The organism is Streptomyces sp. NPDC046909 (genome assembly GCF_040644695.1).
Lineage (GTDB): Bacteria > Actinomycetota > Actinomycetes > Streptomycetales > Streptomycetaceae > Streptomyces.
This window is the reverse complement of the sequence record NZ_JBEYXC010000009.1, coordinates 242289-268055: the sequence shown is the minus strand read 5'-3', so window position 1 is coordinate 268055 and position 25767 is coordinate 242289. Positions and strand designations below refer to the sequence as shown.

Annotated in this window: 23 protein-coding genes; 12 read left to right on the top strand and 11 right to left on the bottom strand. The window is 72.6% G+C overall.

The features are described 5' to 3' along the window. Positions 1-46: 46 nt before the first annotated feature. From ABZ928_RS29430 to ABZ928_RS29405, 6 genes are all read left to right on the top strand, one after another. On the top strand, positions 47-619 hold the full coding sequence (locus ABZ928_RS29430; RefSeq protein ID WP_361525295.1) for an XRE family transcriptional regulator: 573 nt from the start codon (positions 47-49) through the stop codon (positions 617-619). Positions 620-718: 99 nt separating this feature from the next. Next, positions 719-1708, top strand: coding sequence for an NADPH:quinone oxidoreductase family protein (locus ABZ928_RS29425; protein WP_361525293.1), 990 nt, complete (start codon positions 719-721; stop codon positions 1706-1708). After that, positions 1705-2943: an acyl-CoA dehydrogenase family protein gene (locus ABZ928_RS29420; RefSeq protein WP_361525290.1), complete on the top strand. Its 1239-nt coding sequence runs from the start codon at positions 1705-1707 to the stop codon at positions 2941-2943. The genes ABZ928_RS29425 and ABZ928_RS29420 overlap by 4 nt, the downstream gene beginning before the upstream one ends. Continuing rightward, positions 2940-4022: an acyl-CoA dehydrogenase family protein gene (locus ABZ928_RS29415; RefSeq protein WP_361525287.1), complete on the top strand. Its 1083-nt coding sequence runs from the start codon at positions 2940-2942 to the stop codon at positions 4020-4022. Before ABZ928_RS29420 ends, ABZ928_RS29415 begins: the two co-directional genes overlap by 4 nt. Positions 4023-4194: 172 nt before the next feature. Continuing rightward, positions 4195-5058, top strand: a complete 864-nt coding sequence (locus ABZ928_RS29410) for a phosphatidylinositol-specific phospholipase C/glycerophosphodiester phosphodiesterase family protein (protein ID WP_361525285.1) — start codon at positions 4195-4197, stop codon at positions 5056-5058. 111 nt (positions 5059-5169) lie between these two features. Continuing rightward, the gene (locus tag ABZ928_RS29405; protein WP_353696998.1) at positions 5170-5364 is read left to right on the top strand and encodes a hypothetical protein; all 195 of its coding nucleotides are present in this window, start codon (positions 5170-5172) and stop codon (positions 5362-5364) included. A 3-nt stretch (positions 5365-5367) separates the two neighbouring features. Here ABZ928_RS29405 and ABZ928_RS29400 read toward each other — a convergent pair whose 3' ends face one another. From ABZ928_RS29400 to ABZ928_RS29385, 4 genes are all read right to left on the bottom strand, one after another. Further along, the gene (locus ABZ928_RS29400; protein ID WP_361525282.1) at positions 5368-6606 is read right to left on the bottom strand and encodes a phosphodiester glycosidase family protein; all 1239 of its coding nucleotides are present in this window, start codon (positions 6604-6606) and stop codon (positions 5368-5370) included. 65 nt (positions 6607-6671) lie between these two features. After that, positions 6672-7031, bottom strand: a complete 360-nt coding sequence (locus ABZ928_RS29395) for a DUF779 domain-containing protein (protein WP_361525279.1) — start codon at positions 7029-7031, stop codon at positions 6672-6674. Between the two features lie 64 nt (positions 7032-7095). Further along, a complete protein-coding gene (locus ABZ928_RS29390; protein ID WP_361525276.1) occupies positions 7096-8358 on the bottom strand; it encodes a DUF3533 domain-containing protein in 1263 nt (420 codons plus the stop codon). Between the two features lie 110 nt (positions 8359-8468). After that, positions 8469-9056, bottom strand: coding sequence for a rhodanese-like domain-containing protein (locus tag ABZ928_RS29385; RefSeq protein WP_361525273.1), 588 nt, complete (start codon positions 9054-9056; stop codon positions 8469-8471). 83 nt (positions 9057-9139) lie between these two features. On the opposite strand from ABZ928_RS29385, the gene ABZ928_RS29380 reads away from it, so the two are divergent. Continuing rightward, positions 9140-9418: a metal-sensitive transcriptional regulator gene (locus tag ABZ928_RS29380; protein WP_361525270.1), complete on the top strand. Its 279-nt coding sequence runs from the start codon at positions 9140-9142 to the stop codon at positions 9416-9418. Here ABZ928_RS29380 and ABZ928_RS29375 read toward each other — a convergent pair whose 3' ends face one another. The 3 genes from ABZ928_RS29375 to ABZ928_RS29365 are packed head-to-tail and all read right to left on the bottom strand — an operon-like array spanning position 9419 to position 11885. Continuing rightward, positions 9419-10162: a sulfite exporter TauE/SafE family protein gene (locus ABZ928_RS29375; protein ID WP_361525267.1), complete on the bottom strand. Its 744-nt coding sequence runs from the start codon at positions 10160-10162 to the stop codon at positions 9419-9421. Continuing rightward, a complete protein-coding gene (locus ABZ928_RS29370; RefSeq protein WP_361525265.1) occupies positions 10159-10512 on the bottom strand; it encodes a rhodanese-like domain-containing protein in 354 nt (117 codons plus the stop codon). Before ABZ928_RS29370 ends, ABZ928_RS29375 begins: the two co-directional genes overlap by 4 nt. 2 nt (positions 10513-10514) lie before the next feature. Beyond that, positions 10515-11885 carry an MBL fold metallo-hydrolase gene (locus ABZ928_RS29365; RefSeq protein WP_361525262.1) on the bottom strand — a complete coding sequence of 457 codons (1371 nt, stop codon included), beginning with the start codon at positions 11883-11885 and terminating at the stop codon, positions 10515-10517. A 294-nt stretch (positions 11886-12179) separates the two neighbouring features. Here ABZ928_RS29365 and ABZ928_RS29360 point away from each other — a divergent pair, with 294 nt between their 5' ends. Both ABZ928_RS29360 and ABZ928_RS29355 read left to right on the top strand, forming a co-directional pair. Next, positions 12180-13718, top strand: a complete 1539-nt coding sequence (locus tag ABZ928_RS29360) for an MFS transporter (protein ID WP_361525853.1) — start codon at positions 12180-12182, stop codon at positions 13716-13718. A gap of 95 nt (positions 13719-13813) precedes the next feature. Beyond that, positions 13814-14836 carry an Lrp/AsnC family transcriptional regulator gene (locus ABZ928_RS29355; protein ID WP_361525259.1) on the top strand — a complete coding sequence of 341 codons (1023 nt, stop codon included), beginning with the start codon at positions 13814-13816 and terminating at the stop codon, positions 14834-14836. Positions 14837-14843: 7 nt separating this feature from the next. Here ABZ928_RS29355 and ABZ928_RS29350 read toward each other — a convergent pair whose 3' ends face one another. The 3 genes from ABZ928_RS29350 to ABZ928_RS29340 all read right to left on the bottom strand — a co-directional run bounded on the left by ABZ928_RS29350 (position 14844) and on the right by ABZ928_RS29340 (position 18091). After that, complete coding sequence (locus ABZ928_RS29350) at positions 14844-16808, bottom strand: SpoIIE family protein phosphatase (protein WP_361525850.1); 1965 nt, start codon at positions 16806-16808, stop codon at positions 14844-14846. An 86-nt stretch (positions 16809-16894) separates the two neighbouring features. Further along, positions 16895-17575 carry a class I SAM-dependent methyltransferase gene (locus ABZ928_RS29345; protein WP_361525256.1) on the bottom strand — a complete coding sequence of 227 codons (681 nt, stop codon included), beginning with the start codon at positions 17573-17575 and terminating at the stop codon, positions 16895-16897. 147 nt (positions 17576-17722) lie between these two features. Beyond that, entirely contained in the window at positions 17723-18091 is a 369-nt protein-coding gene (locus tag ABZ928_RS29340; protein WP_361525253.1) for a YrdB family protein, read from the bottom strand. A 165-nt stretch (positions 18092-18256) separates the two neighbouring features. Here ABZ928_RS29340 and ABZ928_RS29335 point away from each other — a divergent pair, with 165 nt between their 5' ends. The 3 genes from ABZ928_RS29335 to ABZ928_RS29325 all read left to right on the top strand — a co-directional run bounded on the left by ABZ928_RS29335 (position 18257) and on the right by ABZ928_RS29325 (position 24158). Then, a complete protein-coding gene (locus ABZ928_RS29335; protein ID WP_361525250.1) occupies positions 18257-19249 on the top strand; it encodes a hypothetical protein in 993 nt (330 codons plus the stop codon). 119 nt (positions 19250-19368) lie between these two features. Then, a complete protein-coding gene (locus tag ABZ928_RS29330) occupies positions 19369-21207 on the top strand; it encodes an HSP90 family protein (RefSeq protein WP_361525247.1) in 1839 nt (612 codons plus the stop codon). Between the two features lie 2 nt (positions 21208-21209). Beyond that, complete coding sequence (locus ABZ928_RS29325; RefSeq protein WP_361525244.1) at positions 21210-24158, top strand: hypothetical protein; 2949 nt, start codon at positions 21210-21212, stop codon at positions 24156-24158. Positions 24159-24212: 54 nt separating this feature from the next. Here ABZ928_RS29325 and adh read toward each other — a convergent pair whose 3' ends face one another. Then, the gene (gene adh, locus ABZ928_RS29320; RefSeq protein ID WP_361525241.1) at positions 24213-25736 is read right to left on the bottom strand and encodes an aldehyde dehydrogenase; all 1524 of its coding nucleotides are present in this window, start codon (positions 25734-25736) and stop codon (positions 24213-24215) included. Positions 25737-25767 lie beyond the last annotated feature (31 nt).

The window sequence follows — 25767 nt, the reverse complement described above, 5'->3', positions numbered from 1 at the left end:
GGGTGCGGGATTGACAAACTTCTTTGCCGAATCTGCAATACGGGGCATGACTACGGATGACGTACTCGCGGAGGTCGGGCCGAGGCTGCGGCGGCTGCGGAAGGACCGGGAGGTGACGCTCGCCTCGCTGTCCGAGACGACCGGCATCTCCGTCAGCACCCTGTCGCGGCTGGAGTCCGGGCTGCGCAAGCCCAGCCTGGAGCTGCTGCTGCCGATCGCGCAGGCCCACCAGGTGCCGCTGGACGAGCTGGTCGGGACGCCGCCCGTGGGGGACCCGCGGGTGCGGGCCAAGCCCCTCGAACGGCACGGGCGCACCTACTGGCCGCTGACCCGCCAGCCCGGCGGGCTCCAGGCGTACAAGGTGCTGGTGCCGCAGCGGACGGAGGAGCCCGAACTGCGTACCCATGAGGGCTACGAGTGGTTGTACGTGCTGTCGGGCAAGCTGCGGGTCGTCCTCGGCGGGCATGACGTGGTGATGGCGGCCGGGGAGGCGGCCGAGTTCGACACGCGGGTTCCGCACTGGTTCGGGTCGACCGGGGAGGGGCCCGCGGAGTTCCTGAGTCTGTTCGGGCCGCAGGGGGAGCGGATGCATGTCCGGGCGAAGTCCCGGCGGTCGTGACGCCCGCTACTGTTCCGCGGCGGACTGTTCCCTGATGGCAAGCGACCGCTTAGTATGCGGTGAACCCCGTCAGACGATGCAGTCGCGTGGAGGCACCGCATGCAGGCATGGCAAGTGCACGAGAACGGCGAACCGGGTGAGGTGATGCGCCTCGAAGAGGTGGCGACACCCACGCCCGGCGACGGCCAGGTCCTGCTGAAGGTGCGTGCCGCGAACATCAACTTCCCTGATGTGCTGATGGCCCGCGGCCACTACCAGGTGCGGCCGCCGCTGCCCTTCACCCCGGGCGTGGAGATCTGCGGCGAGACCGAGGACGGACGCCGCGTGCTCGCCAACCCGGCGCTGCCGTACGGCGGTTTCGCCGAGTACGCCGTCGCGGATGCCGCCGGTCTGCTGCCCGCGCCCGAGTCGCTGGACGACGCCGAGGCCGCCGCGCTGCACATCGGCTACCAGACGGGATGGTTCGGACTGCACCGCCGGGCTCATCTCGAGGCCGGGGAGACGCTGCTCGTGCACGCCGCCGCCGGTGGGGTCGGCAGCGCCGCCGTGCAGCTCGGCAAGGCGGCCGGGGCCACCGTCATCGGGGTCGTCGGCGGTGCCGAAAAGGCCGCCGTGGCACGGGAGTTGGGCTGTGACGTCGTCATCGACCGGCGTGCCGAGGATGTCATCGGTGCCGTGAAGGCGGCCACCGGCGGGCGGGGCGCCGACGTGATCTACGACCCGGTCGGCGGCGAGGCCTACACGCAGTCCACCAAGGTCGTCGCCTTCGAGGGGCGGATCGTGGTCATCGGGTTCGCCAGCGGAAGCATCCCGAGCCCGGGGCTCAACCACGCCCTCGTGAAGAACTACTCGATCCTCGGCCTCCATTGGGGCCTGTACAACACCAAGAACCCGAAGCTGGTCCAGCACTGCCACGAGCAGCTCACCGAACTCGCCGCCCGGGGGGCCATCAAGCCCCTGGTGAGCGAGCGGGTGCCGCTGAGCGAGGCCGCGGCCGCGGTGCAGCGGGTCGGGGACGGGGTCACCACCGGCCGGGTCGCCGTCGTCCCGTCCCTCGGTGCCTCTTCGGAGAACGGAGCCGCCGCATGACCGACGCAGCCGAACTCAAGCGCCGCACAGCGGAGTTGTTGGCCGCGCACCCGCCCACCCGTCTCCCGCCACCACCCTCAACCGAGGACCCTGCGGGCCCGCCCCCCTTGTCTGCCACGACCGAGCGTCTGGACTTCCTGCGGGCCCGCTTCGACGCCGGGCTGGCCTGGGTCCACTACCCCGAGGGGCTCGGCGGACTCGGTGCCGCGCGCTCCCTCCAGGCCGTCGTGGACGCCGAACTGGAGGCCGCGGGCGCCCCCGACAACGACCCCCGCCGCAATGGCATCGGCCTCGGCATGGCCGCGCCGACCATCCTCAAGTACGGCACCGAGGAGCAGAAGCGGCAACTGCTCCGGCCCCTGTGGACGGGCGAGGAGGTCTGGTGCCAGCTGTTCAGCGAGCCCGGCGCCGGATCCGACCTGGCCGCGCTCGGCACCCGGGCCGTCCGCGAGGGCGACGGGTGGGTGGTGAACGGGCAGAAGGTGTGGACGTCCAGCGCGCACAACGCCCGTTGGGCCATCCTCATCGCCCGCACCGACCCGGACGTGCCCAAGCACGCGGGCATCACGTACTTCCTGTGCGACATGACCGACCCGGGCGTCGATGTCCGGCCGCTGCGCCAGATCACCGGCGAGGCCGAGTTCAACGAGGTCTTCCTCACCGACGTCCGCATCCCCGACTCCCGTCGCCTCGGCGAGATCGGCGACGGCTGGCGGGTCGCGCAGACCACGCTCAACAACGAGCGCGTCGCCATCGGCGGCATGCGACTGCCCCGCGAGGGCGGCATGATCGGCCCGGTGTCGAAGACCTGGCGCGAGCGCCCGGAACTGCGCACCCATGACCTCCACCAGAGGCTGCTGAAGCTGTGGGTCGAGGCCGAGGTCGCCCGCCTCACGGGTGAGCGCCTGCGTCAGCAGCTTGTCGCCGGTCAGCCCGGCCCCGAGGGCGCCGGCATGAAGCTCGCCTTCGCCCGGCTCAACCAGGAGATCAGTGGCCTGGAGGTCGAACTCCGGGGCGAGGAGGGCCTGTTGTACGACGACTGGACCATGCGCCGCCCCGAGCTGGTGGACTTCGTCGGCCGCGACGCCGGCTACCGCTACCTCCGCTCCAAGGGCAACAGCATCGAGGGCGGGACCAGCGAGGTCCTGCTGAACATCGTCGCCGAGCGCGTCCTGGGCCTGCCGTCCGAGCCGCGCACCGACAAGGACGTCGCATGGAAGGACCTGGCCCGATGACGGACCTGCTGTACTCGGAGGAGGAAGAGGCGCTGCGGTCCGCCGTACGGGACCTGCTCGCCGACCACTGCGACGCCCCCGGCGTCATCGCCCGCACCGAGTCCGACGCCCCGCACGACCTCGCCGCCTGGAAGGCCCTCACGGACGGCATGGGCCTCGCCGGTCTCCTGGTCCCGGAGGCGCAGGGCGGCCAGGGCGCCACGCACCGCGAAGTCGCCGTCGTGCTGGAGGAGTTGGGGCGCGCCGTCGCCCCGGTGCCGTACCTCACCAGCGCCGTCGTCGCCACCGAGGCCCTGCTGGCCTGCGGCACGGACGACCTGCTCGCCGAACTGGCCTCGGGGCGGAAGATCGGCGCCCTCGCCGTCGCCCTGAACATCGCGGCGGGCGGCGCCTACAAGGTCGTACGCCATGAAGGCGGGGCCCTGCACGGGGAGTTGACCGGGATCGCCGACGCGGTGGCCGCCGATGTGCTGCTGGTGCCCGCGGACGACGGCGGGCTGTACGCGGTGGACGCCGCCGACGTGACGGTCACGCCGCAGGTGTCGCTGGACCTGACCCGGCCGCTCGCGACCGTGTCCCTGAACGGTGCTCCCGGCCGCCTCCTCGGCGACGCCGAACCCGCCGTACGCCGGGCCCTTCGGGCCGGTGCCGGGCTGCTCGCGTCCGAGCAACTCGGTGTCGCGGACTGGACGTTGACCGAGACCGTGCGCTACCTGAAGGAGCGCAAGCAGTTCAACCGGCCCGTCGGCGGGTTCCAGGCGCTCAAGCACCGGCTCGCCCAGCTGTGGCTTGAGGTCGTCAACCTGCGGGCCGCCGCACTCAATGCCGCCGACGCGCTCGCCGGCGGTGAGTCCGGGAAGGAAGCGGACGTGGCGGTCGCCGTCGCGCAGGCCTACGCGGCGTCCGTCGCCGTGCACGCCGCCGAGGAGGCGCTCCAGCTGCACGCCGGTATCGGCATGACGTGGGAGCACCCGATCCACCTGTACCTCAAGCGGGCCAAGGCCGACTCGATCGCGTACGGCACCGCGGGCGCCCACCGGGCGGCGCTGGCCGAACTGGTGGACCTGCAAGCCCCCTGACGTTCATCCGGGAAAGCCCGCCCCACCTGGGGCGGGCTTTTTCGTGTGCCCCGCGCGAGGGCGATGAACAGACGGCGGCAGTCCGGCCAACTCCTGTCACGAGCATGCCCTTTGAGAGCGGTACGACCGCATACTCGCCGGTGTCCCGTACCGCCCTCAAAGGGAGGCAGGCATGGCCCTCACCACCCGACGCAGAGCCCTCACCACCCTCGGCGCCGCCCTCGCGGGCGTCGTCGCCCTGCCCGCCACCGACGCGCTCGCCGGCCAACAGAAGCGCCACCCACGGCCGTTGTGGCGGGCCCACGCCCACAACGACTACGAGCACCCCCGCCCCCTCTTCGACGCCCTCGACCACCGCTTCGGCAGCGTCGAGGCCGACATCTTCCTCGTCGGCGACCAGCTCCTCATCGGCCACACCGTGGACGACCTGGACCCGACCCGCACCCTGGAGTCCCTCTACCTGGACCCGCTGGCCAAGCTCGTCAAGGCCAACCGGGGCTCGGTGTACCGGGGTTACCGCAGGCCGCTCCAGCTGCTCATCGACATCAAGACCGAGGGCTCCTCGACGTACCTCGAACTCGACCGGCATCTCCAGCGCTACAAGCACCTGTTCACGACGTACGCCCACGGCCGGGTCCTCCGCGGACCCGTCACCGCCGTCATCTCCGGCGACCGCGCCGCCCGTACGCCCATGGAGGCGCAGACCGTGCGGCGCGCCTTCTACGACGGCCGGCTCACCGACCTCGGCAGCTCCGCGCCCGCCTCCTTCATCTCGCTGATCAGCGACAACTGGACGCTCAACTTCACCTGGCAGGGCGTCGGAGCGTTCCCGGACGCCGAGCGGCAGAAGCTGCGCGGCATCGTGCAGGCCGCCCACGCGCGCGGGCAGCAGGTGCGGTTCTGGGCCACGCCGGATGTCGCCGGGCCCGCGCGTGACGCGCTGTGGGGCGAGCTGCTCGCCGCCGACGTCGACTACCTCAACACCGACGACCTCGCCGGACTCGAAGCCTTCCTGGACGCCCACCGGTCGGCGTAGACACCACACGTTCGGCGGACAGGTCAGCCGCCCGGACGAACCCTCCGCTACGCCACACTTGCGGCCGAACGCCGTGAACCGGACGTGCTGGCGTGGCGGAGGAGGCTGACGATGGCGATTTCCATCTCTGTGGTGATGCTGCTGCTGATCCTGGCGGTGATCTTCCTGCGCAACGGCGGGCTCAAGGTCTCCCACGCCCTGGTCTGCGCCCTGCTCGGCTTCTACCTGGCCAGCACCAGCATCGCCCCGACCATCAGCAGCGGCCTGACCGCGACCGCGGACATCGTCAGCAGCCTCCGCCCCTGAGGCTCACCCCGTCGAGAACACGCCGATGCCGTTGGGCACGGGGCGTTCGGCGCCGCCGGTGGGGTGGTTGTACACCGACACCGTCGACGCGCCCGGCGCCCGCGCGACCAGCGTCGAGGACCCTCCGCCGTCGAGGCTGAAGCCGTCGACCGCGCCCAACCCCCGTAGTACGGACGCCACTTCGGCGATCGTCAGCCCCGTGCGGTACGCGGTCGCGCCGTCCACGGCGAGCAGCAGCACCCGCCTGCCGCTGTCCGCGACGCCCACCGCGGTGCGTACCGCCGACGTCGTGGCGTCCAGGCCGGGCAGCGGTGAGCCGTCGTCGAGGACCGGATAGCCGCCGAGGACGAAGCGGTACGGGATCCGGGTCGCGGACGCCACCAGCCGCTGCCGTAGCTTCACGAACTCGCCCACGGAGAACTTCCGCAGCTGCTGCGCACCCGCCTCGCGGCCCACGAGCACGGTGGTCCGCGCCCCGATGGGCCCGCTGCCCGGGGTGTCGGAGGCCGACACGACCCGGCCGCCACGGACCGTCACCTCGTAGGTGTCCGTGCTGCACGGGGCGGCCCGGTCGGTGTCCGTGCCGCAGGTGGCGCGCACCCGGGAGGCGCTGCCCCAGGCGGTGGTGTAGGCGCCGATGGAACCCACCGGCAGGGCGTACTGGTTGAGCCCGCCCAGCGGCAGCTGCGTCCAGGGCGTCCGGACGAAGCCGGTCAGGGTCAGGCTGTCGAGGCGGGTCCGCCGGTCGACGCCCATGCCGAGCACGTTCCTGGTGGAGGTGCCGGGCGGCAGGGCGGGGCCGAAGCGCTGCCCGTCCGGTACCGCGGCCTTGAGCGTACGGCCGCTCGCGATCGCAGGGCCCACGCTCGCGCCGGTCGCCTCGACGCCCGGGTGCTGGGTCTCGGTGATGTTGAAGAAGTCACCGTTGACACCCGCGACCGCGCCCTGCGCGTCGGCCAATCGGGAGACGGGCGCCCGCGCGGCCACCGCGCCCGGGTGCAGCAGGTCGAGCCGTACACGCGGATCGCGCAGATTGACCGTCAGCACATGGATACGGGTCGGCCCCTTGGCCGCCTGGATGTCGTACTGCTGATAGGTGACCCCCGACGCGACCCGGACGGCGCTCGGTACGGCGGCGGCCGGCGCCGCCCCCGTCAGGGCCGCACCGGCCAGCGCGCCGAATGCCGTGAGAAACGCCAGTACCGTTCTGCCCGCTCGGAACCTTCTCTGACGACGCGTCACAGTCCCCCCTGAAGTCGCGTCAACTCTCCCAGGACTCAGGGGAAGTGCACCAGACGGCAGGGTTTCTAGGCGCCGAGAAGCCGGGAACGGGTCAGAAAACGCACTCCTTCGGGTGCTTCGAGCGAGAAGCCGCTGCCCCGGCCCTCGACGACATCGACGATCAGCCGGGTGTGGGACCACAGCTCGTACTGGCTGCGCGACATCCAGAACGTCACCGGCTCCTCGACCCCCTCCACCACCAGCTCCGCGAGCAGCACATCGGAGCCGCCGGTGCGGAACTCGCCCTCCGGGTAGCACATGGGGGCGCTGCCGTCACAGCAGCCGCCGGACTGATGGAACATCAGCGGGCCGTGCGCCTCCCGGAGCCGGCGCAGCAGGTCGGCGGCCGCGGGGGTGAGCTCGACGCGCGGGATCTCCTCATCCATGCGGTCCAGCGCAGCAGACGGGACGTTGCGAGAAGGTTGCAGCCGGAGGGCGAGGGCCGGGGTGTCAGGCGGGCTGCGGTGTCAGTCGCTTGTGGCCCTTGCGGTCGTAGTAGACGGTCATCGCGAAGCCGAACAGGACGCCGAGGACCGCGCCGATCGCGGTCATGGTCCAGGCGCGGGTGAGTCCGGCGTCGCCGCGGGCGTCGAAGTAGAGGATCGCGCGGACGCCGTCGCTGAGCTGGCGCATGGGCTCGAAGTGGGAGAGGAAGCGGTAGAAGTCCGGGACCGCCTGGAGGGGCACGGTGGCGCCGGAGGAGGGCAGGCCCAGGACGATGAACACGAACATGGAGACGAGCTGGCCGATACCGCCGAACGCGGCGTTGATCGCCTGGACGCCGAGGCCGACGGCGAGGGAGGCGCAGTAGGAGTAGATCCACAGCAGGGGCAGGTGGGTCGCGTCCATGTTCAGGAAGGTCACGCAGGCCAGCATCACGAGGGAGACCGTGAGCAGGGTGATGCCCGCGGTCATCGCCATCTTCAGCAGCAGGGTCTGGGTGCGGCTGATCGGCACGGTGGGCAGCCGGGTGTGCCAGGGGCCGATCTCGTTGTCGGCGTAGCCGAGGGCGGTGTCGACGCCGTTGCTGACGATGTTGCCGCCCATGAACCCGGCGAGGACGAGCAGCAGCGTGTAGTAGAAGGCGGTCAGGCCCAGGCCGCTGTGCCTGCCGACGGGGTGGCCGACCTCGGTGGCGACCGTCACCGGGTCGGCGAGCAGCAGCTTCTGCGTGGCGTTCGCCCGCGGGGCGGCCGCGGTCAGCTCCTTGCCGATGGTCTGCGAGGCCTGACGGGCGGCCGCCGTGGTGATCTGACCGGCGAGGGAGGAACCGAGGCTGCCCTTGCCGGGGTTGGTCAGCACCGTCATCGTCGGCCGCACGGTGGCGCCGGTGGTGGTGAGCGCGCCGACCGAGGCGGTGAAGTCGGTGGGGATGACGAGGGCGCCGTAGACCTTGCCGGAGTCCAGCTCGTCCTGGGCCTGCGTCCGGGTGAGCCGCCGCCAGTCGGCCTTGTCGTAGGAGGTGTCCGACATGATCGCCCCGGCGACCTGGGTGCCCAGGTTCTGCTTCTGTCCGGGCAGCGGTTGGCCGGTGTCGGAGTTGACGAGCGCGATCGGCAGATCCTTGAGGTCGCCCTGCGGATTGACGATGCCGCCCATGTAGAGCAGCGACAGCAGCAGGGCGAGCAGTCCGCTCAGGACGGTGGGGACCACCCACAGTTTGGGGTTGCGCAGCAGAGCGGAGGCACGGGCCTGGGGAGCGGCGTCGTTCATGGCTCTCCGTCGGGTCGGCGGCGACACGGTCCCTCCAGTCGTACGCGACGGCGGCCCGCCGCGCATCCAGAGTGGGGGAGGGGGCCGGGTCCGCCCCCTCCCGGGCGGCGTCACACGGCCAGGCGCGCCAGCGTCTCGTGGAAGTCCGGCGCGCCCTCGGCCCGCCGGTTGTACGGCAGCCGGCTCAGCACGGCCGCCATGCCGCAGGTGTTGGTCACGGCCGAGAAGACCAGGCCCGCGCCGATCAGCCCGGACAGCCAGTGGGCGGGTGGCTGGACCAGTCCCGCGGCGAAGCCCGCGACGACCAGCGAACCGGCGGTGAGGCGGACCTGACGGTCCATCGGCCAGGGGGTGCGGCCGGTGCCGGCCGGGCGCTCGACCGCGTGTCCGGCCGCCGCCCAGGCACCGGTGCCGCCGTCCAGGGAGAGGGCCTCGACGCCCAGGGCCGCCAACCGCTCGCAGCCCTTGGCGGACCGGGCGCCGGACGCGCAGACGATCAGCAGCGGCCCGCGCGTGGCGACCGCCCTCAGGACGCTCGCGGCCTCGTCGAGCCGGTCCAGCGGGATGTTGTGGGCGCCGGGCACATGGCCGCCGGCGTACTCGCCGGGCGTGCGCACGTCGACGACGGTGAACGCGTCCAGCCGGGCGGCGGCCACGGGGACGGAGACGGGGACGGGGACGGAGGAGGGGGTGGTCACGGAACAGAACCTTTCGGTGAGGTGTTGCCCCGCACAGGTAGGATACCCGTGGGGGTATATAGGGGCCTGTATGAGGAGGAAACGTGCAGCTCGACATGTCGGCCGAGGAGCTGAAGTCCGCGCTCAACCGGCTGCGGCGCGCGCAGGGTCAGCTCGCGGGGGTCATCCGGATGCTTGAGGAGGGCCGGGACTGCGAGGACGTCATCACCCAGCTCGCCGCGGTCTCCCGGGCGCTGGACCGGGCCGGTTTCTCGATCATCGCCACGGGTCTGGAGCAGTGCATGACCAGCGAGGACCCCGAGGTGCGCGACTCCGTGGCGATGCGGGCCCGGCTGGAGAAGCTCTTCCTGTCGCTGGCCTGATCACAGCATCACGCCGACGCCCATGGCCACGGCGACCGCCAGCAGTACGGCCCCGAAGACGCGCTGGAGCACGGCCGCGGAGACCTTCGCGGCCAGCCGCCTGCCGTCCCAGGCCCCGAGCACGGCCGTCGCGAGGAACGGCATGATCAGCGCCCAGTCCAGCTCGACGGCGGTGTGGGCCCGGGCCGCCAGCGCCACCAGCGCGTTGGCGACGATGACCAGCAGACTCGTCCCCACCGCCGCGCCCATCGGCACCGCCAGCACCGTCACCAGCGCGGGCACGGCCAGAAAGCCGCCGCCGACCCCGAGAAACCCGGTCACCGCCCCCAGCCCGGCCCCGGCTCCGGCCGCGCGGCCCGCCGACGCCCGGACGCGCGCGTGGGGCGTACGCCGACGCAGCATCCGTACGGCGGCCAGGCCGGCCAGCGCCGCGAACATCAGGGTGAGCAGCGTGTCCGGGATCCGCGCCGACAGGGCCCCCGCCACGGCGGCCGGCACCAGACCGGCCCCCGCGAACAGCAGCCCCGCCCGCCAGCGCACCGCCCCGCAGCGCGCGTGGGCCACCAGCGCGGTGACCGACGTGACGATCACGATGACCAGGCTCGCGGTGGTCGCCGCCGCCGGACCGAAACCGAGCAGATAGATCAGCGCCGGGACGGTGAGAATGCTCCCGCCCGCCCCCAGCGCGCCGAGCGCCAGACCGACCAGGGCTCCGGCGAACAGAGCCAGCACGAACGCGGTCATACGACGATCCCGGGCGCCCCGTGCGCGTCCGCGACGGGAAGTCCCTGAGCGGCCCAGTCACGCATACCGCCGATCACGTCGACGGCCGTCACGCCGTGCTCCGCCAGCAGGGCGACCGCCTGCCGCGAACGGTTGCCGGAACGGCAGACGAGGACGAGGCGCTGAGCGGTCCCGAGGTGCCTCGCAGCGCTCACGGACTCCAGCCGGGCGAGGGGTATGTGCAGCGCCCCGGGTATGTGCCCGGCCCGGAACTCGTCCGCCTCGCGCACGTCGACGAGTACGGCCTCGCCGTCCCGGAACAGCCGCCGGGCCTCGGTGACGGAGGCACGGGGGTGAGAGGGGTCGTACATGCTCAGCGTTCTCCGGTGACGAGGGTGAGGCCCGCCTCGGCCGCGGCGGCGTACCCGTCGTCGACGGCCACCACCTCGCGCCCTGCGGCATCGAGCAGGGACGCGGCGATGGCGGCCCGCATCCCGCCCGCGCAGTGGACCCACACCGTGCCCTCGGGCACCTCGTCCAGACGGCGGTGGAGCTGGTGGACCGGGAGGTGGACGCTGCCCTCGATCCAGCCGCCCGCGCGCTCGCCGTCCCGGCGCACATCGACGACGACCAGGTCCTCGCCGCGCTCCCGGGCGGCGGCCAGACCGGCGAACGTGGCGCGCGGGAAGGCGGCCGGCTCGGCCCCGTCCACCAGCCAGTCCGCCGGACCGCCGACGGCCGCGGCGGCGGGCCGGTCGATGCCCACGCGGGTCAGCTCCCGCTGGGCGCGGGCGACGTCCTCGGCGCTCTCCGCGAGCAGTGTCACCGGCTTGCCCCACGGGATCAGCCACGCGAGATAGGTCGCCAGCTGCCCGTCGACCTCGAAGTTGACCGCCCCGGCCACATGGCCCGCGGCGAAGGCCACCCGGCCGCGCAGATCCACCACCCACTCACCGGCCGCGAGCCGTCGCGCTATCTCCTCGGCGTCGGCGCGCCGAGGCGGCGTGAGGTCGACCGGGGCGGGGCCGCCGCTGTTGGCCGGACCCATGTGGGCGTAGTAGGCGGGGACGTCGTCGAGCCCGGCCAGCAGCTCCTTGACGAAGGAGTCGACGTCCTGGACGAGCCCGGGGTTGGAGACCTTCTCGGCGCCGATCGTGCTGTGCGCCCCGCCCGCCTCGGACGAGGAACAGAAGCTGCCGAACCCGTGCGTCGGCATGACCGCCACCTCGTCGGCGAGTCCCGCCGCGAGCCGCCGCACGGACGCGTGCTGCGCCCGGGCCAGCTCCTCGGTGAGCCGGGGCTCGACGAGATCGGGCCGGCCCACACCACCGATGAGCAGCGAACCGCCGGTGAAGGCGGCCACCGCGTGCCCCGACTCCTCCAGGACGTACGAGGTGTGGTGCGGGGTGTGCCCGGGGGTGGCCACGGCCCGCAGCACCAGGTCCTCGTCGACCGGCTCCACATCCCCGTCGGCGACCGGCACACGCGCGTACGCCACCTCGGCACCGGCCGGCACCAGGTAGCGCGCCCCGGTCAGCCGCGCCAGCTCCAGACCGCCGGTGACGTAGTCGTTGTGCACATGGGTCTCGGCGACGGCCACGATCCGCGTCCCGCGCCGGGCGGCCGCCGCGATCACGCGGTCGATGTCGCGCGGCGGATCCACGACCACCGCCGCGCGGGCTCCGCCAGCCAGATAACCGCGATTGCCCAGCCCTTCGGTTTCCAGCGCGTCGACAAAGAACATGGCTGACTCCTTCGTGGAAAATTACCCCCCGGGGTATCTGAATCCCACGGTAACAGATACCCCTGGGGGTATTTTTCGGCGCCCGGAAAGGTGTCGAAGATCCCGCGAAACCCGGGCCCGGATGTCGGATGTCCCGGCCACGGCGGTCTGTGGCTGGTTTCCCGGGGCCGACGAACCGAGGGTGACCGACGTCCGTCACATCCCCGCGCCCCTCCGGGCGCCGCTAGGAGAGCTTCCGTGAATGCCACGACCACGGCGCACCCGTCGCAGGAACGCCGGGCCGCCACGCTCGTCATGGCCTGCGTCGGCGTGTTCGTCGCCTATCTGCCGGTGACCACCGTGTCGGTGTCCCTGCCCGCGATGCAGCGGGCCCTGGGCGCGTCGACCTCCCAACTGTCCTGGGTCTCCGACGCGTTCGTCCTGCCCATGGCCGCCCTGATCCTCACGGCCGGGGTCTTCGGAGACGTCCACGGCCGCAAAAAGGTCTACCAGGCAGGCCTCGCCCTCAGCGGCCTCGGCGCCCTGGTCGCCCTGTGCGCGCGGTCCGTCGAGGTCGTCTGGATCGGCCAGGCCCTCGCCGGACTCGGCTCGGCCGCCCTGCTGCCCACCACCCTCGCCCTGATCAGCCACGCCGTCCCCGACCCGCGCGAGCGCGGCAAGTACATCGGCCTGTGGGCCACCGCCCTCATGGGCGCCCTCGCGACGGGCCCGATCGTCGCCGGCATCATCCTCGACCACTTCGCCTGGCGCTGGATCTACCTCCTCTCCGTCCCCGCCTCCCTCCTGACCATGGCCTGCGCGGCCAAGCTCCTGACCGACTCCCGTGCGCCCGGCACACGCCGCCTGGACTGGCCCGGACAGCTCACCGCCGCGCTGTCGATCACCGCACTCGTCTACGGGATCATCGAGGGCGGCGCGACGTCCTTCACCGAGCCGAAGGTGATGGTCGCGCTGTCCACCGCGGCGGTCGCCGCCGTCGCGTTCGTCCTGGTGGAACGCGCGAGCGACAGCCCCATGCTGGACCTCACGCTGTTCCGCAGCCCGTCCTTCACCGCCACCACCCTGATCGCCATGATCAGCTTCCTGGGCCTGATCGGCTTCTTCTTCGCCCTCAGCCTCTACTTCGGCATGGTCCAGCACCTCTCCACCCTCGACGCGGCCTGGCGGCTGGTGACGGTCTGCGCGGTCCCGCTCCTGCTCGGCCCGCCCGTCGGCCGCCTCGTCCACCGGGTCTCGCCCCGGCTGCTCATCCCCGGCGGACTGCTGGTCACCGCGGCCTCTCTCCTCTCTCTCACTGACATCGGTCCGGACACCTCGTTCGGTTCACTGGCCTGGCGGCTGGCCCTGCTCGGCCTCGGCCTCGCCTTCGTCATCACCCCGATGACCGCCACCGCCGTCAGCTCGGTGCCCTACCGGCAGGCCGGCATGGCCGCCGCCGCGAACAACGCCTTCCGCCAGGTCGGCGGCGCCCTCGGCCCCGCCGTCCTCGGCGCCCTGCTCACCAGCGAGGCCGTCGACGCCCTCCCCGGCCACCTCGCCGACGCGGGCCTGAGCGGACGTACCGTCCAGCAGGTCACGGCGGTCGCCGAGCACGACGGGATCGGCGCGGTCGGCGGACTCGACCTCGGCGCCGACACACCCCGCGTCCTCGCCGCGCTGTCCGAGGCCTTCGTGGACGGCCTCCACCTGTGCCTGGTGGTCGCCGCCGTACTGGCGCTGCTCGCCGCCGCCGTAGGAGCGCTGCTGCTGCGCCGGCCGCGGCACACGGCGTCCGCGGTGACCGCAGGATCGGTTCCGCCGGCCGTGCCCGTGGGCAGTCGCGCGGGCGAGTGACTCCGGGGGCCCGGGACCACGTACGACACGGTCCCGGGCCCCCGGCCGGACACGCCGTACCGTTGATCGACCACCCCCGAACGAGGAGGGCCGCCGTGGACCCCCGGCCCCTGGACGCGCTCGACCTGAAGCTGATGCAGGCCCTCCAGCTGGACGGACGGGCGCCGTTCAGCCGTATCGGCGAAGTGCTCGGGGTGTCCGACCAGACCGTCGCGCGCCGCTACCGGCGCCTGCGCACCACCGCGGGGCTGCGGGTGGTCGGCGTGGTCGACGAGGCCAGGCTCGGCCGTGCCAGCTGGGTCGTCCGGCTGCGCTGCACCCCTGACGTGGCCGAGCAGTTGGCCAACGCCCTGGCCCGCCGCGCCGACACCTCCTACATCGAACTGATCTCGGGCGGCACCGAAGTGCTGTGCGCGATGAAGCCCCGCAGCCGCAAGGACCGGGACGAACTCCTCTTCGAGCGGCTGCCTCGCACACCCCGTGTCGTCTCCGTCAGCGCGCACTGTCTGCTGCACGTCTTCTACGGCGGCCCGCTCAGCTGGCTCGACAAGATCCAGGCCCTCGACGCGGACGAGGAACGGGCACTGCGACCGTCGTCGGCGGAGCCGCCCGGCACCTCAGACACCGCCGATACCTCTGACACCCCCGATTCTCCCGATACCCCCTCCAACCTCGACGCGGGCGACGAGGCTCTGGTGGCGCTGCTGCGCCGGGACGGCCGCGCCCCCTACAGCGAGCTCCAGGCCGCGACCGGGCTGCCGGAGTCCGCCGTCAAACGCCGGGTGGAGCGGCTGCGCTCCTCGGGACTGCTCTACTTCGACATCCAGCACGACACGGAACCCTTCGGCCAGGGCGTCGGCGCGATGCTCTGGCTCACCGTGGCGCCCTCCGCCCTCGCGGACGTCGGCCAGGCGCTCGGGGCACACCGCGAGGTGCGGTTCGCCGCGGCGATCACCGGCCAGGCCAACCTCGTGGCGGCCGTCCTGTGCCGGAGCACCGGTGACCTCTACGCCTATCTGAGCGAGAAGATCGGCGCGCTCGACGGGGTCCGGTCCGTGGAGACGACGCTCACGCTCCGCCAGGTCAAGCAGCTGACCTACGAACCGGCGCCGCGCTGAGGCGAGTTCAGCCGGGCAGCGGCTGCTCGAACCAGACGACCTTGCCCGTGCTCACCCGGGTCGCCCCCCAGCGCTCGGAGAGCTGGTCGACCAGGAACAGTCCCCGGCCGCCCTCGTCGCTCAGCTGCGCGTGCCGCATCCTCGGCACCACCGACGAGTCGTCCCCCACCTCGCAGCGCAGCACGTTCGTACGCAGCAGCCGCAGGGTGATCGGCCGGGTGGCGAAGCGCACGGCGTTCGCCACGACCTCGCTCACCATCAGCTCGGTGGACTCGACCAAGGAGTCGAGATCCCAGAGGCGCAGTGTCCTGCGGGTCAGCCGACGGGCCTGCCCCGCCGTCTGCGGACGCGGGGCCAGATACCAGTAGGCGACCGTGTCCGGCCGGATGCCCTCGAAGCGGGCGGCGAGCAGGGCGATGTCGTCGTCCCGGTCACCGGCGCCCAGCGTGCCGAGCGCGCGGTCGCAGAGCTCTTCGAGAGCCGGGGGAGCCGGGGGAGCCGTGGCGAGCCTCTCCCGCAGCAGCTCCACCCCGGTCAGTACGTCGGAGTCGCGGGACTCGACCAGACCGTCGGTGTACAGCAGCAGGGTCGCCCCGGCCGGCGCGTGCATCTCGAAGGACTCGAAGTCACCGCCCCCGACACCGATCGGCGCGCCCGGCGGCACCTCCAGGACCTCCGTGCTGCCGTCGGGACGCAGGAGCACGGGCGGCAGATGGCCGGCGTTGGCGATCAGCAGCCGGTGCAGCACCGGGTCGTACATGGCGTACAGACAGGTCGCCGTGTGCTCGCTGCCCAGCCGCTCCGCCTGCTCGTCGAGGTGGTGCAGGATCTCGTCCGGCGACAGATCGAGCCCGGCCAGCGTCTGCACGATCGTGCGCAGCTGGCCCATGATCGCCGCCGAGGTCATGGAGTGGCCCATCACATCGCCGATGACCAGCGCGACCCGGTTGCCGGGCAGCGGGATCGCGTCGTACCAGTCCCCGCCGACCTGCGCGGCGCGGGAGGCCGGCAGATACCGGCTGGCCAGCACCACGCCCGGAGGTTCGGGCAGCGAGGGCGGAAGCATCGTGCGCTGCAACGCGTCGGCGACGGAGGCCTCACGGGCGTACAGCACCGCCTTGTGGATCCCGAGGGCGGTGTGCGTGGCCAGCTGGGAGGCGACGAGCAGGTCGTCGGGGGTGAACGCACGGCGTCCGGGGCCCCTGACGAGGACGACGCTGCCCATGACATGGCTGCGGCCGTGCAGCGGGGCGAGGATGAGCCGCCGCCCGGAGGCGGTGGCCCGGCGGGCGTTCGCCGGGCCCAGCAGCTCGGCCACGGCGGGGGCGACGCCGGGGGTGTTGCCGAAGACGGGGCGGCCGGTGCGCAGGAGGGTGGTGAGGGGGCCGGTGTCCGAGGGGTGGACGACTTCTACGGCGTGGAGGGGGTCGGTGGGGTGGGCGAGGGGGGAGGGGCGCGGGGCTTCTGTGGGGTGGGTGGCGTCAGCTGTCCGGGCGGTGGCTGTGGGGCGTGCGGTGGCGGTCGTTCGGTTGGTGTCGGTTGGGCTGGCGGCGCTTGGTGTCTGGTCGGTGTCCGATGAGCCTGTGGCGCCTGGTGTCCGGGAGGTGTCCGTCGGGTTTGCGGCGCCCGGTGTCCCGCCGGTGTGCGTGGTGCGTGCGCTGCCGGCCACCGGGTCGGTGTCCGCGGGTGACGGAGTCGTCGCTGGTGGTGGGGTGCGGTCCGCGGTGTGGAGGCGTAGGACGCCTGGGGCGGTGAGGGGCTCGTCGTCGACCGGGAGTGGGGCGTAGAGGTGGACGAAGGCGGTGTCGGCGAAGGCAGGGACGGCCGCCCGGCACAGTTCGCGGACCGTCTCGTCGAGGTTCATGCCGCGGGCGATCTGCCGGGTCGCCGCGTCGAGGTACCGCAGGCGTTCGGTCTGCGGCTCGGCGGCGCGCCCCCGCCCCGTCGGCGCCTTCGAGGCCGACAGGCGCATCGCGGTGCCGCGCTCGCCGCCGAAGTGCTTCGTCACGCGTGTCCTTCCGGCCGTGCGGCCCGCCGGGGCGGGCGGATCAGGAATCGTCAGGCGTGCCGTCGGCAGCGCAGGAAGATCTGCACCTCGGGCGGGACGTCCGCGGACGCCGGAGCGTACGAGTAGGAGGCCTCGTCGACGATCTCGAACCCGGCCGCGTCCACGACCTCGCGCAGTTCGTCCCGCAGATAGCCGGAGACCCGGATGGTGCTGCCGATGAACGGGATCTCGAAGTCGTCCACGTCGGCCTCGACCATCGACAGGGTGAACAGGCCGCCCGGGACCAGCAGGTGGTCGATGGTCCGCAGCGCGAGCGGGATCTCGGCGCGCGGCAGCATGAGGAGAGAGAAGAACGCCGCCACCGCGTCGAAGCGGCCCAGGTCCCGGGGGCCTCCCGGCCGTAGATCGGCGATGTCCGCGCGGTGGAACTCCCCGGCGGGCACATGACGCCGGGCGAGCGCGACCATACGGTCCGACAGGTCGACCCCGACGACCTTGAGCCCCGACTCCGCCAGCTGCCGCGCGGTCGGGACACCGGTGCCGCACCCCAGGTCCAGCACGCGGGCCCCGGGAGCCAGGGACGCGATGAGCCACTCGGCGGACGCGACCTGCCCTTCCTTGTGCGGGAAGGCCTCGTCGTAACGGTCGCCGATGGCGTCGAAGGCCTCGGCCTGGCCGGTACGGTCCAGCCGCAGGCCGCCGTAGCCGAGCTGGTCGCCGGGACTGCTCACGAGGGTTCTCCTTCGACGCCGTATGTGTAATTTTTTCACAGTTATACAGACTTTGGTGGGGTCATGCCGCCCCGCACGGGTGGGGGTGGGCGTGGGGACGGGGGGCGTACGGGGCGGTGAAGGAGATGCCTGCGCTTCTTGTGGCGGTCAAGTCGTCTGACGCGTCAAGGATCCGCGGTCCGCTGTCACGAGAACGGTGTTGACCGCGATCACGATGGCGAAGGCGATGGCGGAACCGTGCCGGCCGATGGCGTACAGGGCGGCGACCGCCGCGCCGAACACCAGTGCCTTCACCCCCAGAACGACCGTCGACGGCACCGGAATGCGAGCCTTCGGGGCGGCGAACAGCCCCCACAGGACCGCCGCCGACAGCGGTGCGGCCCCGGCGAGGGCGATACGCGCCGCCAGGTTCTCGACGCTCTGCCAGCCCCAGCACGCGAGAACGACGAGGGCCGCGACCTCCAGGAGAAACGCCAGTCCCTCGTTGACGACACGCAAGGGGGCGGGGAGCTTCATCGGTTGTCACCCTTCGTCATGAGCGCGGCGCTTGATTGGAACAGAGGTGCCCGTCGGTGGGGGGCGGATTACGTCGGCGGGCCGGTGAAAACCCTGTGGCAGCGGTGTCAGTGGTGGCGTTTATGCTGCCCCTCACGATCACGCGGTACCAGGGGAGGGCGCGGCATGCTGGGGAAGTTGTTCGGGAGAGGTGCGGAGAGATCGGCGGCGGATCCGCATGCCCTTCCGGTCCCGGGCAAGAAGAAGCACGGGACGTACGCGCTGCGCGCGCTGGGGGACGCCCGGGTGCTCGCCCTGGTCGAGGCGGCCGACGCGGGTGACTGGGCGGCGGTCAAAGCGGCGTCGGCCCCGTTCGACCTCGGGCGCCAGCAGGAGGTGCTGGGGCAACTGACCGAGGTGGGCGGCCTGGAGGAGTGGATCGTCCGCGCCGCCGAGGAGGACAAGGACGACAAGGAGCTCCGGGCGACCGCCCTGCTGATATCGGGTGCCCGCCACGTCTCCTGGGGCTGGGAGGCGCGCACCTCCGCCCGGGCCGTGGACGTCAGCCGCGAGCAGTGGCAGACCTTCTACGAGCGGCTGCGCATCGCCGAGGAGCACCTGCTCGAAGCCGCCGAGCTGCGGCCCGACTGGGTCACGCCGTGGCGCCATCTGCTCACCTCGGGACGCGGTATGTCTGTCGAGGACAGCGTGCAGGAGGCCCGGCTCGCGGCCGGTCTGCGCCGTGACCCGCTCAACCTGGACATCCACCTGGAGTGGATCTCGCACCTCCAGCCCCGCTGGGGCGGAGAACCGGGCCAGGCCCTCGAGTTCGCCCGGAAGGCCTTCGCCGCCGCGCCCGACGGGCACCGGCTCGGCTGTGCCGTCGCCATGGCGCACATCGAGGACTGGGTGGAGTCCGACAGCCGCGACTGCCTGCAACAGCCGCGCATCCGGACCGAGTTGAGGGAGGCCGCGGAGCGCAGCATCCTGCACCACGCGTATGAGCGCCGCCTGGGCTGGCAGGGCGACTACAACATCTTCGCCATGGCCCTCTCGCTGGCGGGCAGCAGCAAGGCCTCCAATGTCTTCCGCGAGCTCGACGGTGTGATCACCCGGTGGCCGTGGGCCTTCATGGGGGAGCCGGAAAAGGCGTACGCCCGCTTCCGCAAGGCCTTCTGAGCCGACGGCCGCATCTGCCGCACCGGCTGCTGCCCTCGGCTCCGCCGGCACCGCCCGTCTCCGGCCGGTCCCGCGGACCACCGCCCACCCCCGCCGTTCCCTTCACCTCGGACTGCCCCATGCCTCTGCGTGACACATCCGCCCAGCCCGCCGCCACCGACCGCACCTTCCAGGTCGACCTCCGCGGCCTGGTGGACCTCCTCTCCCACCACCTCTACTCCAGCCCCCGCGTCTACCTGCGCGAACTCCTCCAGAACGCGGTCGACGCGCTCACCGCACGGCATGCCATCGAGCCTCAGGGCGACTTCGGTATCCGCCTGTACGCGGACGGCGCGACCGTACGCGTCGAGGACGACGGCGTCGGTCTCACCGAGGCCGATGTGCACACCTTCCTCGCCACGATCGGGCGCAGCAGCAAGCGCGCCGAGCAGGTCGCCGAGCAACGCGCCGATTTCATCGGCCAGTTCGGCATCGGTCTGCTCTCCTGCTTCCTCGTCGCCGACGAGATCCACGTCGTCAGCCGCTCCGCCCGTACCCCCGACGCCCCCGCCGTGGAGTGGCGCGGACGCGGCGACGGCAGCTACACCGTCCGCACCCTGCCCGCCTCCGCCCGCCCCCGGCCCGGCACCACCGTCACGCTGACGCCGCGCGCCGACGCGGGCGAGTGGACCCGGCCGAACCAAGTCCACGCGCTGGCCCGGCACTTCGGCTCCCTGCTGCGTCATCCGGTCACCTTCGAGGACGGGTCGAGCGGACCGAGCGTCCCGGTCAACCCCGAGCCCGCGCCCTGGGCCCGTACGTACCCCACCCCGGGAGCCCGTTCCCGCGCGCTCGCGGCGTACGGCGAGGAGGTCTTCGGCTTCGCCCCGCTGGACACCATCGAGCTGGACCTGCCGGCCGTGGGCCTGAAGGGCATCGCCTGCGTACTGCCCGAGGCGGTGCCCGCCGGGCGGCGCCACGGACACCGCGTGCACGTCAAGGGCATGCTGCTGTCCGAGCAGGCCGAGGAGATCCTGCCCGAGTGGGCGTTCTTCGTGCGCTGTGTCGTCGACGCCGAGAGCCTGCGTCCGACGGCGTCCCGGGAGTCCCTGTACGAGGACGACACCCTCGCCGCCGTCCGTGACGCGCTCGCCGAGGGGCTGCGCGCGTGGATCGCGCGGGCCGCCGCCAGCGACCCGGACCTGCTCGGCCGTTTCCTCCAGGCCCACCACCTGGCCGTGAAGTCCCTCGCCGTGCACGACGACGAGATCTTGCGGATGCTGCTGCCCTGGCTGCCGTTCGAGACCACCGACGGGCACTGCACCCTCGACGAGTTCGCGCGCAGCCACCGCACCGTGCTCGTGACGTCCAGCGTCGAGGAGTTCCGCCAGGTCGCGGCCATCGCCTCGGCCGCCGGGCTCGGCGTCGTCAACGGCGGCTACACCTACGACCGTCAACTGGTCCACCGGCTGCCCGAGATCAGGCCCGAGGCCACGGTCGCCGACCTCGACCCGGCGACCCTCACCGCCCACCTCGACCCGGTCGACCGGGAGACGGAGCTGGCCGCGGCGGCCTATCTCGCGCAGGCCCGCGACGCCCTCGCCGTCTTCGACTGCGATGTCGCGCTGCGCACCTTCCAGCCCGCCTCCGCGCCCGCCCTCCTCGTGGACAGCCGCGAGGCCCGGCACGAGCGCACCCGCTCCCAGCTCGCCCGGGAGCAGGAGGGCGGTCTGTGGGGCGACATCCTCGGCGCGCTGCGCCAGGAGGCCCCGCGCGCGCAGCTGATCCTCAACCAGCTCAACCCGCTGGTCCGCACCGCCGTCGCCATCGACGAGCCCGAACTGGCCCGCACCAGCGCCGAAGCGCTCTACGGACAGGCCGCGATGCTGTCCCGGCGGCCGCTGAGGCCCGCCGAGTCGAGCCTGATCAACCGCTCCTTCCTCGACCTTCTCGCCCACGCCCTCCGCAAGGACAGCTGACGATGCCTACCCTGCCCCAGACCACCGAGGAGCTGTTCCAGGCGCTCCAGGAGAACGACCGGCGCCCGTACGGCCGTACCCGCACCGTCACCGCCGAGGAACTCGTCGACGCCGCCGAGCAGTTCGACGAGCCGGTCCCGCTCATCCACGCCCTCCTCGAACTCCAGGAGGCGTACACCTACGGCTCCGAACCGCGTAAGTCCCCTGTCGTCTTCGCGCGCCTGCTCACCCTCTTCGACGAGCAGCCCGACCTCTTCGACGAGCGCCTGCGCCACCAGCTGTTCTGGCGGTTCAAGTGGGTGGCGCACGCCCTGCGCCAGCTGCCCGAGATCCCCCTGGCCAGCCTGCGCCAGTGGCTGACGGAGATGCGCGACCGGTACGAGAAGGCCGGCCTCGGCCTCCAGCCGTACTACGGCCAGGCGTATCAACTCGCCGTCCACGTGGGCGAGGACACCGCACTCGCCCACGACCTGTGGGCGGGCCGCACCCGCACCCGGCTCAGCGACTGCGAGGCCTGCGAGACCTGCCAGCGCGCCCGCCACCAGCTCCGGGCGGGCGACGACGAGGGGGCCCTGCGCGCCTTCGAGCCCGTCCTCGCCGGGAAGGAGTCCTGCAAGGAGGAGCCGGCCCGCTCCGCCTCGTACGCGCTGCTGCCCCTGCTGCGCACCGGCCGCGGCGACCGGGCCCGCGAACTGCACCTCGCCGGCTACCGCGCCTGCCGCCGCAACCCCTCGATGTCCGAAGAGGTCGGCCGGCACCTGGAGTTCTGCGCGCTCACCGGCAACGAGGCACGCGGCCTGGAGCTCCTCGCCGAGAACCGGAACCTGTTCGACGAGGTCGACTCCCCGCTGGACCAGCTCGGCTTCCTCACCGGCGTCGAGGTCCTCCTCCAGCGCGTCGAGGCCCTCGGCCACGGTGAGCTGCCCGCCGCCGGGTACGCGGGCCGCACCTGGACGGTGGCCGGGCTGCGCGCCGAGGTGCGCGGCCGGGCCGACGACCTCGCCGCTCGCTTCGACGCCCGCAACGGCACCACGACCCTCGGCGACCGCCGCAAGGCCCGCCTCGACCGGGCCCCGCTCCTGGAGTCGCTGGAACTGACCCTGCGGACGACGGGCCTCGACGACGTCGCCCCGGCGGTCCCGGCCGCCGCGCCCGCCGCCCGCACGCCCGCCGCCGTCCCCGACTCCCTGCCCGAACTCATCCTCGCGGCAAGGGCGTTGGACGAGCAGGGACACCCGGACGCGCGGGGCGCCTGGGCGCGCCTTGCCACGCTCGTCGCCGCCCGCGACTACACCCACCCCGACGACCCGGCCGTCGGCCCGCTCGTACGGCTGCGCGCGGACCTGCTCTCCGACGAGGCGAGCCGGGCGGGCGAGCGGGACGAGTACGCCGACGCCGCCGCCCTGCACGAGGAGGCCGCGGCCCTCTACGACGACGCCGGGGAACCGGGCCACGCGGCGGTCTCCCGGGCCTGCGCCCTGCTCGCCACCGCCGAGATCCCGGCGGAGGGCACCGGCACGGCCGACGCCGCCGAGGCGGCCGAGGCGAAGACCGCCGCGCTGACCGAAGCCCACGCGGCCATGGTCCGGCTGCACGAGGAGACGTCCGGCCTCGCCCCGTTCGTGGAGGCCCGCCTGCTGCGGCTGCGGGCGACCGTGCTGGGCCTGCGGCTACAGAGCTCGGGGAGCGAGGAGCACATCCCGGAGGTCCTCGCCGAGGTGGACCTGCTGCACGCGTTCGCCACCCGGCACGACCTCCCCGGGCAGCTCTCCGGCGCCCTGCTGCTGCGGGCCAGCACCCACGCCCTCTCCGGCGACCTGCCCGCCGCGGTCACCGAGATCGACGCCCTGATCGACCGGCTGAGGAAGGACGGTCCCGCCTGGCATCTGCCCCGCACGCTCGGACTGCGCGGCCGGTTCCAGTTCGGCCTGCGGGACGCGCAGACGGCGTACGACAGCCTCAGCGAGGGCCTGCGCCTGGCCGCCGAGTGGCCGGCCGACACCGGCGGCACCAGCCGGCTGCACGGCGATCTGGCCGAGGCCTGCATGCACCTGGGCCGCCCCGACGAGGCACTGCGCCACCTGACCCGCTCCGCGGAGACGGACCTGCGGCGCGGCAGCCGGACCGAGGCGTACTGCACCTACAGCAACGCGGCCCAGCTCAGCCTCGACCTCGGGCGCATCGAGGACTGCATCGCGCTGCTCGACTCCCTGCTGGCCGAACCGGCCGTCGCCGCCGGGGAGTTGGACGACCGGATCATCGCGCAACTGCGCCTGACCCGCGCCCGCGCGCTGCACGCGGGGGAGGATCTCAAGGCGGCCACAGCGGAGTTCGTCACGCTGGCGGCCGAGTCGGCCGCGTGGGACGACGACCCCGGGAGCCACGCCATGATCGCCGCCGAGACCGCCGTACTCCTCGGCGAGTCCGGCGAGTTCGAACGGGCCCGCGAAGCGGCGGACCAGGCACTCGCCGCCCACGCCCGGGCCCCGCGCCACGAGCACCTCAGCAGTTCTCTGCGCGAACTCGCCCGCCTCCAGTCCCAGCGGCAGGGCGCGGACGGCCTGCCCGGCGCGCTCGCCTTCCTCGCCGACGCGGGCCGGATCGCCGACGAGGCCCGCGCCGCCGGGTACGAGGCCCGGGGCCGAGCCCTGGACCCGGCCCTGGCCTACGAGTACGGCCGCGTCAACGCCTACGCGGGCGAGTACGAGGACGCCCTGGCCGCCCTGGACAAGGCCCTCGCCCTCCTCGGCGACCCGGGCCGGGACGACGACGCCGGCGAGTGGGCCGAGTGCGTCCGCCTCGCGGGCGCGGTGGAAGGCATCTACCTGGAACGCCCCGCCCCCGCCCTCACCCGCCTCGACGCGGCGATCTCCCGCCTGACGGCCCTGGGCCACACCGAGGAGACCGAGTCCCTGACCTCTCTGGCGGCGCAGCTGCGCGACGAGAAATGACACGAAGGGCGCCTGCCGGGGGTCTTTCCTGGGCAGGCGCCCGTTCCCCGTCGCCTAGAAGAAGCCCAGCTTCTTCGGGGAGTACGACACCAGGAGGTTCTTCGTCTGCTGGTAGTGCTCCAGCATCATCTTGTGTGTCTCGCGGCCGATCCCGGACTGCTTGTAGCCGCCGAACGCCGCGTGCGCGGGGTAGGCGTGGTAGCAGTTGGTCCAGACGCGGCCCGCCTGGATCGCGCGGCCCGCGCGGTACGCGGTGTTCATGTCGCGGGTCCACACGCCGGCGCCGAGGCCGTACAGCGTGTCGTTCGCGATCTTGATGGCGTCGTCGAAGTCGTCGAAGGAGGCCACCGAGACGACCGGTCCGAAGATCTCCTCCTGGAAGATCCGCATCCGGTTGTCGCCCTCGAAGATCGTCGGCTGGACGTAGTAGCCGCCCTTCAACTCGCCGTCGTAGTCGATGCGTTGGCCACCGGTGAGGACCTTCGCGCCTTCCTGGCGGCCGATGTCGAGGTAGGAGAGGATCTTCTCCAGCTGGTCGTTGGAGGCCTGGGCGCCGATCATCGTGTCGGTGTCCAGGGGGTGGCCCGGCTTGATCAGCTCAGTGCGGGCGACCGCCGCCTCCAGGAACTCGGCGTAGTTGCCGCGCTGGATCAGGGCCCGGGACGGGCAGGTGCATACCTCGCCCTGGTTGAGGGCGAACATGGTGAAGCCTTCGAGGGCCTTGTCGCGGAAGTCGTCGTTCTGCGCCCAGACGTCGTCGAAGAAGATGTTGGGCGACTTGCCGCCGAGTTCGAGCGTGACCGGTTTGATGTTCTCCGAGGCGTACTGCATGATCAGCCGCCCCGTCGTGGTCTCGCCGGTGAAGGCGACCTTCGCGACCCGCGCGCTGGACGCGAGCGGTTTGCCCGCCTCCACGCCGAAGCCGTTGACGATGTTCACCACGCCCGGCGGCAGCAGGTCCGCGATCAGGCTCATCCAGTAGTGGATGGACGCCGGGGTCTGCTCGGCGGGCTTGATGACGACCGCGTTGCCCGCGGCGAGGGCGGGAGCGAGCTTCCACACCGCCATCAGGATCGGGAAGTTCCACGGGATGATCTGCGCGACCACGCCGAGCGGCTCGTGGAAGTGGTACGCCACCGTGTCGTCGTCCAGCTCGCCGAGCGAGCCCTCCTGGGAGCGGATCGCCCCCGCGAAGTAGCGGAAGTGGTCGATCGCGAGGGGGATGTCGGCCGCCAGCGTCTCGCGCACCGGCTTGCCGTTCTCCCAGCTCTCGGCGACCGCGAGCTTTTCGAGGTTCGCCTCCATCCGGTCGGCGATCTTCAGCAGGATGTCGGAGCGCTCGGTCACCGACGTACGGCCCCAGGCCGGGGCGGCCGCGTGCGCCGCGTCGAGCGCCCGCTCCACGTCCTCCGCCGTGCCCCGCGCCACCTCGGTGAACGGCTGCCCGTTCACCGGTGACGGGTTCTCGAAGTACTGCCCCCGGACCGGCGGCACGTACTCCCCGCCGATGAAGTGGTCGTAGCGCGCCTGGTAGGAGACGATCGCGCCCTCGGTGCCGGGCGCCGCGTAACGGGTCATGCTGGTCTGCCTCCCTGCAGCAGCGCTGCCC

Excerpts from the sequence above, each read along its gene's own strand:
- ABZ928_RS29430 (WP_361525295.1), top strand. The coding sequence starts at position 47 with ATGACTACGGATGACGTACTCGCGGAGGTCGGGCCGAGGCTGCGGCGG.
- ABZ928_RS29425 (WP_361525293.1), top strand. The coding sequence starts at position 719 with ATGCAGGCATGGCAAGTGCACGAGAACGGCGAACCGGGTGAGGTGATG.
- ABZ928_RS29420 (WP_361525290.1), top strand. The coding sequence starts at position 1,705 with ATGACCGACGCAGCCGAACTCAAGCGCCGCACAGCGGAGTTGTTGGCC.
- ABZ928_RS29415 (WP_361525287.1), top strand. The coding sequence starts at position 2,940 with ATGACGGACCTGCTGTACTCGGAGGAGGAAGAGGCGCTGCGGTCCGCC.
- ABZ928_RS29410 (WP_361525285.1), top strand. The coding sequence starts at position 4,195 with ATGGCCCTCACCACCCGACGCAGAGCCCTCACCACCCTCGGCGCCGCC.
- ABZ928_RS29405 (WP_353696998.1), top strand. The coding sequence starts at position 5,170 with ATGGCGATTTCCATCTCTGTGGTGATGCTGCTGCTGATCCTGGCGGTG.
- ABZ928_RS29395 (WP_361525279.1), bottom strand. The coding sequence starts at position 7,031 with ATGGATGAGGAGATCCCGCGCGTCGAGCTCACCCCCGCGGCCGCCGAC.
- ABZ928_RS29390 (WP_361525276.1), bottom strand. The coding sequence starts at position 8,358 with ATGAACGACGCCGCTCCCCAGGCCCGTGCCTCCGCTCTGCTGCGCAAC.
- ABZ928_RS29375 (WP_361525267.1), bottom strand. The coding sequence starts at position 10,162 with ATGACCGCGTTCGTGCTGGCTCTGTTCGCCGGAGCCCTGGTCGGTCTG.
- ABZ928_RS29370 (WP_361525265.1), bottom strand. The coding sequence starts at position 10,512 with ATGTACGACCCCTCTCACCCCCGTGCCTCCGTCACCGAGGCCCGGCGG.
- ABZ928_RS29365 (WP_361525262.1), bottom strand. The coding sequence starts at position 11,885 with ATGTTCTTTGTCGACGCGCTGGAAACCGAAGGGCTGGGCAATCGCGGT.
- ABZ928_RS29360 (WP_361525853.1), top strand. The coding sequence starts at position 12,180 with ATGGCCTGCGTCGGCGTGTTCGTCGCCTATCTGCCGGTGACCACCGTG.
- ABZ928_RS29350 (WP_361525850.1), bottom strand. The coding sequence starts at position 16,808 with ATGCGCCTGTCGGCCTCGAAGGCGCCGACGGGGCGGGGGCGCGCCGCC.
- ABZ928_RS29340 (WP_361525253.1), bottom strand. The coding sequence starts at position 18,091 with ATGAAGCTCCCCGCCCCCTTGCGTGTCGTCAACGAGGGACTGGCGTTT.
- ABZ928_RS29335 (WP_361525250.1), top strand. The coding sequence starts at position 18,257 with ATGCTGGGGAAGTTGTTCGGGAGAGGTGCGGAGAGATCGGCGGCGGAT.
- ABZ928_RS29330 (WP_361525247.1), top strand. The coding sequence starts at position 19,369 with ATGCCTCTGCGTGACACATCCGCCCAGCCCGCCGCCACCGACCGCACC.
- ABZ928_RS29325 (WP_361525244.1), top strand. The coding sequence starts at position 21,210 with ATGCCTACCCTGCCCCAGACCACCGAGGAGCTGTTCCAGGCGCTCCAG.
- adh (WP_361525241.1), bottom strand. The coding sequence starts at position 25,736 with ATGACCCGTTACGCGGCGCCCGGCACCGAGGGCGCGATCGTCTCCTAC.